Here is a 12,721-nt window from a genome sequence, read left to right on the forward strand (position 1 = left end):
ATGGACGCTGTACAACAACAGCTGCAGTCGCTCACCTGGAGTGACGCAGCCTATCTCGCCCCAGAATGGATACTCGTCGCATTCACCATTGTACTAGTGGTGCTTGATCTATTCCTGCCGCGCCGCTCGCTGATTGGCTGGCTGACACTTGGCGGCCTAGCGCTCTCTCTCGGCTTTGCCGTATGGCGCTTAACGGATCTCATTGATAAGGCGCAGTCGACAGATGCGAATGGTCAGGCAATCAGCCACGTCATTCGATTGATGGGCGACAGCTACCGAATTGACGTATTCTCAAGCCTGCTGAAGATACTGTTCCTCGTCGCCACGATGCTGATTGTCTTAATGAGTCTTGGCACCATAAGCAGAGCAGATATTTCGGATAAAGGCGAGTTCTATTACTTGCTCATGCCGGCTGTCGTCGGCGCGATGATTATGGCCTCTTCCGGCGATATGATTACGCTCTACATCGGTCTTGAGCTGCTGAGCATCACAACCTATGTGCTCGTTGGGATTCGCAAGCAGTCGTTGAAGTCCGCGGAAGCGGCGTTCAAGTACGTCGTAACCGGTGGCATCTCGTCTGCACTGATCCTGTTCGGGATGTCATACTTGTATGGCATCACAGGCGCTACGAATCTCGGCGCGATAGCGCAGGGCATTCAGCAGCATGCAGCGGAATATCCGGCACTGCTCTATGTATCGCTTTTCTTCTTGCTAGCGGGCCTTGGCATTAAGATCGCTGCTGCGCCGTTCCATTACTGGGCGCCTGATGTGTATCAAGGGGCACCGACGCCAGTTACAGCGTTCCTTGCGGTCGTTTCCAAGGGCGCGGCATTCGCTGTTATTTTCAGAATCGTGTACAATGTGGCGTTCTTTGCTTCTTCGCCGGATAAGCCGATTGCCGATGATGTGTTCCTCGCACTGCTCGTCATGGCAGCCGCGGCGATGCTGGTCGGCTCGACGATGGCACTGCGCCAGTACAATGTGAAGCGGCTCTTCGCACTCTCCGGGGTTGCCAATGCCGGCTATCTGCTCGTACCAGTAGGCCTGTCGCTCAAAGGGATGCATGCTTCGAACTTCGGTGAGTTCCTGTTCTACCTGGCAGCTTACCTGCTCATGACAATTGGCATTCTTGCCGTATTCTCAGTCATTAGCAAGTCTGTCGGCCATGAGGAGATTGGCGGCTTTGCAGGCCTCTACTACCGAGCGCCATGGACAGCTGTCGCGGTCATCATCTTCGTGCTCTCGCTGGCAGGCTTGCCGGTAACGGGCGGCTTCTTCGGGAAGCTGTTCATCCTGCTTGGCGCGGCACAGTCGAAGCTGTACTGGATTATCGCCGTTATGGTGGTCAGCAGCGTTATCTCGTACTACTTCTACTTCGGTCTCATCCGCCAAATGTTCATGCGTGCAACGATCGATACTGAAGTACGCGTGCCGGTTACGACGGGCATCGTGATCTGGCTGTGTGCCGGAGCGACATTCGCGCTTGGCATTGTGCCAGGACCGGTGCTGGACTTTGTGAATGATCACTTCTCCATTGTGAGTGATTTGTTCGTGCGGCTGCAGTAGCCATTCGACAAGTTTGTCAAAGAATACCAACAAACCTCTGATTCTATGCAGCTCTGGTAGAATTGGAGGTTTTTTTCTGTCTTCCGCAGGTCTGCAGGCAGATTCGGACGACAAACTATTGAAGGCACATAGACCTAATAGAGTGAGACCAAGTTCATGTAATCTTTAGACGTAGAAAGGCAATTCGGCGCATAAATATCGAATATCTATGTTGCTAAGGTAGGACCATCGACCTTTTAATTCATATTTCTACAATTTGTTAAAAGGAATACGACAAACGATAGCGAACAAGTTTCAGATATCAATTTGCAGGTTAAAGGCAGACTATGATGATTAACGAAAAGCGTTCCGCGATTGCGAATTCCATACCGTCGATGCAGCTGTTGAGGCTTGTTCCAAAGCCGGGCCGTAATGTCCAGGCTTCTTCTGCTGTGCGTGTTTCCGGCGGCGCGGCTTCGCCGGTTGCGGCGCCGCCGCCGCAGAAGCGCGGCTTCGCGCGCCTCGCGCTGCACGCAACGCTTGCAGCGCTGCTGCTCTGGAGCGCTCTAGCGGGGGAACTTGGCCATGCGGCCCCCGCTAGAGCCGCTCCCGCGGGCGGAGAGCCAGCTGCTTCGCAAAGCTGGCTCGTGAAATGGCGCGACCCGGCGCAGGCGAAGCCGCTGCCGGGGACGCGCGTGCTCCGCCGCCTTGCACAGCCGGCGGCGGCGGGCGTCGTGGACGTTGTCCGCCCCGAGGAAACGGGGGCGGACACGTCCGCATGGCTTCTCCGGCTGCAGCAGACGCCGGAGATCGAATATGTCGAGCCGCTCAGCCAAGTGGAGCTGCTCGCTTCAAGCTCGCCTGCATCGAATGATCCGAAGCTGCCGCTAGAGCAGCATCTCGATCAGATCGGGGCCAAGGAGGCGTGGAACACCGTGCATGATCAGACGGCGATTACGATTGCCGTCATTGATACCGGTGTTGATCTTAACCACCCGGATCTGGTGGATAATTTGATCCCGGGCACGAACCTCGTCTCACCGGGCAAGCTGCCGGAGGATGATAACGGGCATGGCACGTCCGTAGCGGGCGTCCTGGCCGGAGAAGGCAACAACCGAATCGGTGTTGCCGGCATACTATGGCATGCGCGCATAATGCCGATTAAGGCGCTTGACGCCGACGGGTACGGCGATGAAGAGCGGCTCGGTAAAGCGATCGTATATGCAGTTGATCATGGAGCACGAATTGTGGTGCTCTCGGTAGGGCTGTATCGTTACTCGCTCTACTTAAAGGACATTGCAGCTTATGCGGAATCGAAGGGGGCGCTGCTCGTTGCAGCAAGCGGTAACGATGGAGTGACGTTCGGAAGCCGGGCAGACGTAAAGTTCCCGGCAGCGTATCCGACCGTCGTTGCTGTTGCAGGGGCTGATCCTGACGGCAATCCGGAGCCGCGCTCAAATACAGGGCCAGAGATTGACCTTGCAGCTCCATGGCATGTCTATACGACAGCGATCGGCGGCGGCTATAAGTCAGAAGAAGGCACTTCGATGGCTGCCCCGCAAGTGGCGGCAGCAGCTGCACTAGTGTGGGCGATGCACCCTGATTACAAACCATATCAGGTTCGGTCGCTCTTGCGCCAGACTGCGCTTGATATCGGTGAACCCGGCTTTGATTTAGCGAGCGGCTACGGCCTGCTGCAGGTGGATAATGCGGTAACGGCGATGCTGAAGCCGGATAGCTATGAGCCGAACAACAGTAAGAATGCGGCGCGTGTATTCCCGCTTGGGAAGAAGATTGCTGCTGAGCTTGCTGGCGGCGCCGATAAAGATTGGTACAGCGTCGATGCTCCTTATGACGGCGTGGTGGCTATCCAGCTGCAGGGGTTGATCGGAGCAGGAGATGCGATGCCAACCGTTCGAATGACGCACGACGGTGACACTTCGTCGCAGAGTATAAAAGATGCAAAACTCGGCAACCAAACGATGCAATGGAACGTTAAGAAGGGTAGGAACTATTTTGAACTCCATCTCTTCGATAAGACGCTCAGCCAGCATCTGCCGTATTTGCTGACCTCTACGTTTGAGATCGCGCCGGATGCGTACGAAATCAATGAAAAACAGTACCAAGCGTTTACCTTATCGCCCCGTTCGCAGCAGATTACGGGCAATTTTCATCAGACGGGCGATCTGGATTGGTACGCCATTCATTTCGATACTGGGGGCACTGTGAAGCTGACAATGTCGGTGGACTCCGCGCGGATTGATCCTTCAGTTGGCTTTCAGCGTCAAGGCGAAGCGATGCAGGAAACGGATGAGAAAGGGGACGGTGAGACCGAAACGACGCGCTCGTTCAACGTCACCCCCGGCCAGTACTATATACGGGTCCGTAACAGTATGTCGGCACAGGCGAGCCCGACGGTGGCAGAATATCATCTGAAGCTTCAGGTGATCTCCAAGCTGACGGATCCAAATGAGCCGAATGACAAAACCTATGAAGCAACAGGCGTGTCTCCGGGATCGAACTATTGGGGCGTAGTCGGAACATCAAGCGATGTCGATTGGTATCAGCTACGGCTCGCAAGCGCGAGCATGACAACCGTGCAGCTTAGCGGTATACCAAGCGGTATTCGGATGAAGGCTGAATTATACGATAAGAAACAGAAGCTGCTTACGCAGCAGCAATCGGCTCCGAATCAGACAGGTTTAACGAAAGAACTGAAGCTTGGCGCAGGCGTCTACTACATTAAAGTGACAGCAAGTGCGAGCTTTGACAAACAGTACTACAAGCTGAGAATCCAGACGGATAAGCTTGTGGCCGGCTTCCGCGATATTGAAGGGCATTGGGCGGTTGATTCGATTGAGGCGCTGAGGGAACTCGGCGTAGTAGCAGGAAGCGGTAGCTTCCGCTTCAATCCGGACCAGAACATTACGCGCGCAGAAGCGGTCTCCATGCTCGTTCGTGCGGTGAAGCCGAAGGCAGCGTCAACTGTCGGATTTGTAGATGTGCAGCGTTCTCATTGGGCGTATGGTCCAATCACCAACGCTGCTGCCTCGGGCTGGGTAGGCGGCTATCCTGGCGGTTTCTTTGGCCCGAATCAGTCGATTGACCGTGAAGAGATGGCGGTTATGCTGCTGCGTACCTTCGGTCTAGGCAGCGTTCGTCCTGTGCATGCGCCGTTTCTTGATGTTCCTGCTGACCGCTGGTCAGCGCCGGCGATTCAGACCATGAAGCAGAAAGGTCTGCTTGGTGGATATGAGAACGGCGGGTTCAAGCCGGAAAGCTCGGCGAGTAGGGCGGAATTCGCGACAGTATTGCTTAGGACGATGCATCTCACCAAAACTTAAGTTAGGGAGCTTTTTGCCATGATGGACCAAATCGCCGCAAATGCCGGCGTTCATGCGCTGATCTCCATCCTTGTCGAGCTGTTCAGCATCGCGGTCGCTTGGATCGTCATTCAGGAGTTGAAGCTGGATGCCATCCTTAAGCGTCCGCGCAGTACGCAGGCGCGTGTGCTGCAAATTATGCTCGCAATCGTTATCGGTCATGCTTTTGCCGGCTTCATTCTCGATTATTGGGGCTGGTCGGGCCAACTGAAGGGTATTGTCGAATAACAAGGTGGAAACATGTCAACAATGGGTATAATATGACGGTATTAAATCTGCAACTCGCTACGAATCCTATAAAAAAGAGCTAAAATTACCGCCTTCGACAGGTAGAAAATAACGCTTGTCGATTTGTGTAAGCAGGTGGTAAGATGTACTTTGGGTGCGGGCCAGGTGTGCCATAAATTGCCCGCTAAGGAAGAAAAAGAATCTACTGCACGCGGAGGGAAACCTAGGATGAGCAAAATAATCGTCCGCGGCGGCCAGCGACTAACCGGAAATGTTCGCGTAAGCGGAGCTAAGAATGCCGTATTACCGATTCTCGCTGCCACGTTACTAGCTAGCGAAGGTGAAAGTATCATTCACGATGTGCCTTTTCTTGACGATGTTATTACAATTCAACAAGTGCTTGCCGCACTCGGCGGTAAGCTCACATATGACAATGAAATTATGCGTATTTCGGCCGAGCAATTGACTTCGTTCGAAGCTCCATATGAATGGGTACGCAAAATGCGCGCATCGTTTCTCGTCATGGGACCTTTGCTGGCTCGCCTCGGCTGTGTCAGAATTTCTCTTCCAGGCGGATGCGCAATTGGAACAAGGCCTATCGACCAGCACTTGAAGGGCTTTGAAGCGATGGGTGCGGAGATTGTGCTCGGTCAGGGCTTTATTGAAGCTCGTTCGACTGGCAAGCTGAGAGGCGCGAAGATTTATCTGGATTACGCCAGCGTTGGTGCAACAGAGAACATCATGATGGCGGCTTCACTTGCTGAAGGAACGACGACAATTGAGAATGCGGCGAAAGAGCCGGAGATTGTCGATTTGGCTAATTACTTAAACGCTATGGGCGCGAAGGTTCGCGGCGCCGGCACAGGCATTATTCGTATTGAAGGTGTCGAGAAGCTGAAAGGTGCTCGTCATACCGTTATTCCGGACCGTGTTGAGGCAGGTACGTTTATGATCGCGGCAGCTATTACAGGCGGCGATGTACATGTTGAAGGCGCAATTTGTGATCACTTGACGCCGGTTATCTCCAAGCTTGAAGAAATGGGTGTCGTCATTGAAGAGACTGACAATGGTCTTCGCGTTATAGCGCCGAAGAAGCTAAAGTCGGTTGACGTCAAGACGTTACCATACCCAGGGTTCCCGACAGATATGCAATCGCAGATGATGGCGCTTCTTATGGTTGCTGAAGGCACCAGCCTTGTGACGGAGACGGTGTTCGAGAACCGTTTCATGCATGTTGAGGAATTCCAGAAGATGAGTGCTCAGATCAAGATCGAAGGTCGCACTGCAATCGTCAGTGGCAGCACGCAATTAACGGGCGCAAAAGTAACTGCGACGGATCTCCGTGCAGGCGCAGCGCTTCTGTGTGCAGCACTTACAGCAGACGGCGAGACTGAGCTTACAGGACTTCACCACGTGGACCGCGGTTATGTCGATATTACCGGCAAGCTTGCAGCGCTAGGCGCTAACATTAGCCGTGTAGAAGATATGCCAGCACCTGCATCGATCTACAAGGTGCTTGAAGGGGTTGCGGCTGCGCTTGAAGAAGCAGAGCCGGTTATCGTAGCGGCGGCAATGTCTCAAGAGCCAGTAGCGAAGCGTGAGAAAGAAGTACCACGCATGAAAGCACAGCCTACTTGGGCTTAAAACTATAGGGTCATCCCAAACCCCATCTCCTTTCATTCGGAGATGGGGTTTTTGCTGCTCTCTTTTAGGTTGAACTTTGAACTTTAAGCTTGGGAGAAAGCGAAGCGGGCAGAATCGTTGTGGAGAAGCCTGCCCAGAACCTTATGCTTGACTATCACTCCGGCATTACGGTTCGGGCTCAGCGGTCGCCTAGGCGAAATGATATTCGTTGCCTAAGCTACATATATCATTTGCGCCTTTGTCCCCGGAATTCTACTGTTTCAGCTTCAATACAATCCAAGAAATCGGGGGACAACAGCGATCGGAACAATGGTCTGTACGCGCAGCGGGACCCTCCTAAGTTTCAATATGTTCAAATGTTCAGCCTCTTTTCCCGTACTATTCTACTTTTCCACTTCATAGACTGTACCAAGAGCAGTTAAGAGAGTAGGAGCCTAGGAAGGAGTGGGAGATGAAGCAGATCAAGTGGAAGGCAGGAGGCATAAGCGGCCGGAGGATTCGGACAAGGAATTGGGTCATCGGCTTTATGTGGGGTCTCTTGCTAGTCGTGCTAGTACGAGGAATCGTCTACGTAACAGAGCTGCGGTCAGCCGCGGTAAGGGAGCAGCAGCGTATGCTGACGCAAGTAACGGAATCCGCGCCGCCCAAGCCGCAATCCGATTCAAAGAAAAAGGTACCCTCAAAATCTGTACAAGCTTCGGTATCAAGCACCGCTATGGACGCGCAAAATAAGCTAAGTGCCTATGACCGGCTTTGGGTTAACGTCTACGTCTCAGAGGACAAGCGGGTCGAGAAAATGCCAATCGAGCTCTATGTGCGCGGTGTGCTGGCTGGAGAGATGCCGATTGATTTTGAACTGGAGGCGCTCAAAGCTCAGGCAATTGCTGCACGCACGTATATTTATAGAAGGCTGTTGGCAGGTGGGGCAAGTGGGCCGTCAGACGAAGCGGACGTTGATGATACGATCAAGAATCAGGTGTATATCCCGCTAGGTGAGCTGATTGGGCGCTGGAGCGGGAAGGAGAAAGAAGCCAATTTGAAGAAGCTGAATGAAGCGGTAGAGGAGACAAAGGGGCAGATTGTTACTTATCAAGGCGATCCGATTGAGGCGTCCTTCTTTTCGACCAGCAATGGTTATACGGAGAACGCGTCTGACTATTGGAGTCTGGATCTGCCCTACTTGAGAAGCGTTGCTAGTCCATGGGATAAGACGATATCGCCTAACTATAGAGAAACAACGACAATGGATCTTGATGATTTCAGCCGCAAGCTTCGTGTGAAAGCAAACGATGTGCGCCAGATGCGCATTATGGATACGACGGCGGGCCACCGCATCAAGACAATAAGAATAGGACGAGAGAATTTCAGCGGCAAAGAAATACGAGAGAAGATAGGACTTGCATCCTCGCAATTCAATTGGGCAATCATAGGCGATCAAGTTCGGATTACCACATTCGGTTATGGACATGGTGTTGGCATGAGCCAGTGGGGAGCGAACGGGATGGCGATGGAAGGGAGAACAGCGTCTCAAATTCTTACTCACTACTATACGGGAACGAAGCTGGAGCAGGCGAGCGGTGTAATAGAGTAGCCGCAGCATTAGTAGTTCTACTCTAACAATCTCAAAAAATGTGAATCCCTCACGTATAAACTGCTAGGTTGTGGCAACAATGGCTAGTGAGGTGATCGAACTATGAGTGATAAATCAAAGTTCAATGAAGAGGCTCCCAAAAATTCAGTGGGAGGCAAAACTGTAAAACCGTCTGCTTGGAGAAAGCTGCTAGCAAAGAAATGGGCAGCACCTACAGCGTTTCTGGCCGCGGCAGCAATTATCGTAACCTTAATGTGGCTCTATGGGGGAGCTGGAGAAACTAGTAACAAACCAGCCAGCACCACTATAGAAGATTCACAAGGTACGAATGCGGTAAGCGATGACGAAGTTCAGGTGCCAGCAGATGACCCGTTTGTGAAAGATTCCGCGAATGAAGTTATGCAGTGGCCAACTGATCGCAGCCAAGTGGATGTTGTCGCAGGCTACTATGATTCGAAGGCAACGAGCGATGAGCGTGTGGCGGCAGTTATCCAGTCGGGTAACACGTTCGTGGCGAATATGGGTATTGACCTTGCCAAGAACGATCAGCCATTTGACGTCAAGGCAGCGCTTAGCGGTCGTGTCGTTATCGCTGAGAAGCATCCGCTGAACGGTAACATCGTTGAGATCAAGCATGCGGACGGTCTTGTGACCATCTACCACAGCTTGAGCGATCTGCAAGTGAAGGTCGGCGATGAAGTGAAGCAGGGCTCAGTAATCGCGAAGGCTGGCCGGAGTGAACTCGAGAAAGACCTTGGCATTCACCTGCACTTTGAAGTGCGCCAGAACGGCAAAGCGATTAATCCGAATACGCTGCTCACAAGCGCAGAGAACTAAGATATGAAGAGAAGGCAGGGCTATCCTTGCCTTCTTTTTTGTGTTTTATCGACTTTGAAGCAGGTGAAATGAGGGTTAGGATCGGTTTTTTGAAAATAATTGCACATCTCCTGCTTGTCATGCTTGGACACAAAGAATATATACCCGTACCCCTCATATACTGTACCAAACTATCTCGAGTAGGGAGGCGGGAGCGTGCACGATTATATCAAAGAACGGACCATAAAAATCGGCCGTTGTATCGTCGAGACGAAGCACACGGTGCGGACGATCGCTAAGGAATTTGGCGTCTCCAAAAGCACAGTCCATAAGGATTTGACCGAGCGATTACCGGAAATAAATCCTGATTTGGCTGACCAGGTTAAACACATTTTGGAATACCACAAGTCGATCCGGCACCTAAGGGGAGGAGAGGCGACGAAAATCAAGTATAAGAAGAGCTCTGGGCGCAAGCGCGAGGTTCTCGCCGCCGCAAAATCGTAAGCGATTTTTTCTACAAGAATAGAGGAATTTCGCACGTTTTAGCGAATACTAAACAAGATGAACATTAAACCGACTATTATTCGCCTTGGAGGACTTCAGACGTATGTTTAGCAAGGATATTGGTATTGATCTTGGGACTGCAAATGTCTCCATTCATGTTAGAGGGAGGGGCGTCGTTCTTGATGAGCCTTCGGTCGTCGCGATCGAAAGCGAGACGAAGCGCGTGCTTGCCGTTGGTGAAGAAGCGCATCGGATGGTTGGACGGACTCCTGGCAACATTATCGCCATCAGACCGCTAAGAGACGGCGTTATCGCCGACTTTGAGATTACAGAAATTATGCTTAAAGCGTTTATTGACCGCGTCGGCGGCCGTTCCTGGTACAGCCGCCCTCGCATTCTTATTTGTGCACCTACGAATATTACCTCGGTGGAGCAGAAGGCTATTCGTGAAGCTGCAGAGCGCAGCGGCGCGAAGGATGTCTTCCTCGAAGAGGAGCCTAAAGCTGCTGCGATCGGCGCAGGTATGGACATCTACCAGCCGAGCGGCAATATGGTCGTTGATATTGGTGGCGGAACAACGGATGTTGCCGTGCTTTCGATGGGCGACGTTGTAACCGCCTCCTCCATTAAAGTGGCGGGGGACAAGTTCGACGAAGCGATTATGAAATATATCAAGAGCAAGTATAAGCTTCTGATTGGTGAGCGTACGAGCGAAGATATTAAGATTAAGATCGGTTCGGTATACGACAATGGCTTCAGAGAAGAGATTGACATTCGCGGACGGGATATGGTTACTGGCTTGCCGCTGACAGTGACGATTTATTCGGAAGAAGTGCGTGAAGCGCTTTGGGAGCCGGTATCGTCCATCGTGTCAGCGGCTAAATCAGTGCTTGAACGGACACCGCCGGAATTGTCTGCTGATATCATCGATCGAGGCGTCATTCTGACTGGCGGCGGCGCGCTGCTTAGCGGATTGGATGCGCTTCTTGCTGATGAGCTGAGGGTGCCGGTGCTGATTGCCGAAGATCCGATGCACTGTGTCGTTAAAGGGACAGGTCTACTGCTTGATTACTTGGATCGTTCACCTCGCAGGGACAAGCGCTAATTGGAGTACCCATTAACGTCCAGGTGATGTTCGGGTAAGACGCCTGGGGGGGCGTGCTGAGGAATATCGACCTTCATATAAAAATAACAAGATTTGTGGACGTCCTCTTCAACGCAGTGATGCAAGTTCCGATATATACGGTATAGATATGTACCAACAGGAGGACGGCTCCATGCTAAGAGGTCTTTATACAGCTGCAGCGGGCATGATTTCGCAGCAGCAACGACATGATACGATAACGAATAATATTTCAAACTTAAATACACCGGGTTATAAACAGAAGAACGCTGTCACGCGTTCTTTCCCGGACATGCTGCTTCATCTGACAGGCACGAAGGATGCTGGCGGACAAGCAATCGGCAAGCTAAGCACGGGCGTATTCGCTGAGGAAAGCCTGCAAATTAACCAACAAGGCGATATGATGCAGACGAACCGCTTTAGCGACTTTGCGATTGTATCCGACATTGAAGTGCCTGGTATCAATTTTGACTCCTCCGGCAAGTCAGTGACTGCGGATGGCCAGATCGTGTTCCAGCCGCAAGCTTTCTTTACCGTTCAGAATACGAATGGCGAGACGCGCTATACGCGTGACGGCCAGTTCAAGCTGGATGGGGAGGGCTACCTGACATTACCCGACGGCTCACGTGTCCTTGACTCGAACGGACAGCCATTTCAGCTGCCAGCAGATATGTCTCTCAATGCACTGACGCTGACGAAAGACAATCAGCTCGTTGACCCGCTGACAGGCAAGAGCGCAGGCAAGCTGCTCGTGACTCGCGTGGACAACCCTAACGATCTCGTTCGTGAAGGGGATGGTAAGTTCAAGCTTGGTCCGGACGTTACGACAGGCGTTCGGGAGCTGGATGCGACCGATCGCGTTGAGGTACGCCAAGGCTATGTCGAGCGCTCGAACGTGGACGCCACTCAATCCATGGTTGATTTGATGTCGGCGTCCCGCGCTTATGAAGCGAATCAGAAAGTGATTCAATTCTTCGATAAGAGCTTAGACAAAGCAGTTAATGAAATCGGTAAAGTTTAAGGATAGCATGCTGGCTGACCGGCAGAGGAGGCAACTTAGATGAACAGTTCGATGGTTAACGCAATGGTGTCCATGAATGGACTGCAGCAGAAGCTGGACTTGCTAGCTGACAATATTGCCAATGTGAATACAGTCGGTTACAAGCGAAAGCAAGGAACGTTTGAAGATCTGCTGACAACGCTGAAGAAGCAGCCGGAAGCGTTCAATCAACCGGGCCGCTTAACGCCACTCGGCTTCAGCCAAGGCTGGGGTTCGCGTCTGACGATGGTACAACCGGATTTCTCGCAAGGACCACTTCAGCAGACGGATCAACCATTTGACGTCGCGATTGAAGGTAATGCTCTATTCGAAGTCACGGTCGATGATTCCGGTCACCTCGGCTATACCCGCGGCGGATCGTTCCAGTCTTCACTAACGCAAGACGGTCGTAATATATTGACAACCAAAGAAGGTTACCCGGTTTCATCGGTGAACGGCAATCCGATTGAGATTCCACCGAATATGAAGATGGTCAGTGTTGATGCGGAAGGTAAAGTTGTCGGTACGAGAACAACAGGCGAAATTGTAACATTAGGACAGTTTAAGCTTGTACAGGTAGACAAACCTGCTTTGCTCTCTCAAGTGGCAGATAACCTGTTCGCCATTGGCGATGGCGTGAACGTCATTGATGTTCTCCATCCTGTTGCAGCAAACGCTGAGAATAAAATTGCGATTAAGCAAGGCTTTCTGGAGCAGTCGAACGTTGTCTTGGCAGACGAGATGACAGAATTGATTAGTGTGCAGCGAGCTTACCAGCTCAGTGCGAAAGCAGTGACATCGAGCGATACGATGTTGGGCCTCGCGAACAATTTGCGCGCTTAGGAAAT

10 protein-coding genes are annotated in these 12,721 nt (G+C 52.1%); all 10 read left to right on the forward strand.

The window, feature by feature from the left end; translation table 11 throughout:
• The 10 genes from BMY11_RS11355 (at position 1) to BMY11_RS11400 (ending at position 12,716) form a co-directional block, all read left to right on the forward strand.
• Positions 1 to 1,566, forward strand: a complete 1,566-nt coding sequence (locus BMY11_RS11355; protein WP_090575368.1) for an NADH-quinone oxidoreductase subunit N — start codon at positions 1 to 3, stop codon at positions 1,564 to 1,566.
• 326 nt (positions 1,567 to 1,892) lie between these two features.
• Positions 1,893 to 4,889: a S8 family serine peptidase gene (locus BMY11_RS11360; protein ID WP_256217408.1), complete on the forward strand. Its 2,997-nt coding sequence runs from the start codon at positions 1,893 to 1,895 to the stop codon at positions 4,887 to 4,889.
• An 18-nt stretch (positions 4,890 to 4,907) separates the two neighbouring features.
• Positions 4,908 to 5,156 carry a DUF1146 domain-containing protein gene (locus BMY11_RS11365; RefSeq protein WP_090575370.1) on the forward strand — a complete coding sequence of 83 codons (249 nt, stop codon included), beginning with the start codon at positions 4,908 to 4,910 and terminating at the stop codon, positions 5,154 to 5,156.
• A 228-nt stretch (positions 5,157 to 5,384) separates the two neighbouring features.
• Entirely contained in the window at positions 5,385 to 6,800 is a 1,416-nt protein-coding gene (gene murA / locus BMY11_RS11370; RefSeq protein ID WP_090575373.1) for a UDP-N-acetylglucosamine 1-carboxyvinyltransferase, read from the forward strand.
• 451 nt (positions 6,801 to 7,251) lie between these two features.
• Positions 7,252 to 8,391, forward strand: coding sequence for a stage II sporulation protein D (spoIID, locus tag BMY11_RS11375; RefSeq protein WP_090575376.1), 1,140 nt, complete (start codon positions 7,252 to 7,254; stop codon positions 8,389 to 8,391).
• 102 nt (positions 8,392 to 8,493) lie between these two features.
• The gene (locus tag BMY11_RS11380) at positions 8,494 to 9,228 is read left to right on the forward strand and encodes a M23 family metallopeptidase (RefSeq protein ID WP_090575379.1); all 735 of its coding nucleotides are present in this window, start codon (positions 8,494 to 8,496) and stop codon (positions 9,226 to 9,228) included.
• 195 nt (positions 9,229 to 9,423) lie between these two features.
• The gene (spoIIID, locus tag BMY11_RS11385; protein WP_090575384.1) at positions 9,424 to 9,711 is read left to right on the forward strand and encodes a sporulation transcriptional regulator SpoIIID; all 288 of its coding nucleotides are present in this window, start codon (positions 9,424 to 9,426) and stop codon (positions 9,709 to 9,711) included.
• A 103-nt stretch (positions 9,712 to 9,814) separates the two neighbouring features.
• Positions 9,815 to 10,816, forward strand: a complete 1,002-nt coding sequence (locus BMY11_RS11390) for a rod shape-determining protein (protein ID WP_090575387.1) — start codon at positions 9,815 to 9,817, stop codon at positions 10,814 to 10,816.
• Positions 10,817 to 10,988: 172 nt separating this feature from the next.
• Positions 10,989 to 11,855: a flagellar hook-basal body protein gene (locus BMY11_RS11395; protein WP_090575390.1), complete on the forward strand. Its 867-nt coding sequence runs from the start codon at positions 10,989 to 10,991 to the stop codon at positions 11,853 to 11,855.
• A 39-nt stretch (positions 11,856 to 11,894) separates the two neighbouring features.
• Positions 11,895 to 12,716 carry a flagellar hook-basal body protein gene (locus tag BMY11_RS11400; RefSeq protein ID WP_090575393.1) on the forward strand — a complete coding sequence of 274 codons (822 nt, stop codon included), beginning with the start codon at positions 11,895 to 11,897 and terminating at the stop codon, positions 12,714 to 12,716.
• Positions 12,717 to 12,721: the final 5 nt, after the last annotated feature.

Source organism: Paenibacillus sp. OV219 (genome assembly GCF_900110075.1).
In the GTDB taxonomy this organism is placed as follows: Bacteria; Bacillota; Bacilli; order Paenibacillales; family Paenibacillaceae; genus Paenibacillus_Z.

Coding starts and splice junctions, on each gene's coding strand:
- BMY11_RS11395 (WP_090575390.1), top strand. CDS start 10,989: ATGCTAAGAGGTCTTTATACAGCTGCAGCGGGCATGATTTCGCAGCAG.
- BMY11_RS11355 (WP_090575368.1), top strand. CDS start 1: ATGGACGCTGTACAACAACAGCTGCAGTCGCTCACCTGGAGTGACGCA.
- BMY11_RS11400 (WP_090575393.1), top strand. CDS start 11,895: ATGAACAGTTCGATGGTTAACGCAATGGTGTCCATGAATGGACTGCAG.
- spoIID (WP_090575376.1), top strand. CDS start 7,252: ATGAAGCAGATCAAGTGGAAGGCAGGAGGCATAAGCGGCCGGAGGATT.
- BMY11_RS11380 (WP_090575379.1), top strand. CDS start 8,494: ATGAGTGATAAATCAAAGTTCAATGAAGAGGCTCCCAAAAATTCAGTG.
- BMY11_RS11365 (WP_090575370.1), top strand. CDS start 4,908: ATGATGGACCAAATCGCCGCAAATGCCGGCGTTCATGCGCTGATCTCC.
- BMY11_RS11390 (WP_090575387.1), top strand. CDS start 9,815: ATGTTTAGCAAGGATATTGGTATTGATCTTGGGACTGCAAATGTCTCC.
- BMY11_RS11360 (WP_256217408.1), top strand. CDS start 1,893: ATGATGATTAACGAAAAGCGTTCCGCGATTGCGAATTCCATACCGTCG.
- murA (WP_090575373.1), top strand. CDS start 5,385: ATGAGCAAAATAATCGTCCGCGGCGGCCAGCGACTAACCGGAAATGTT.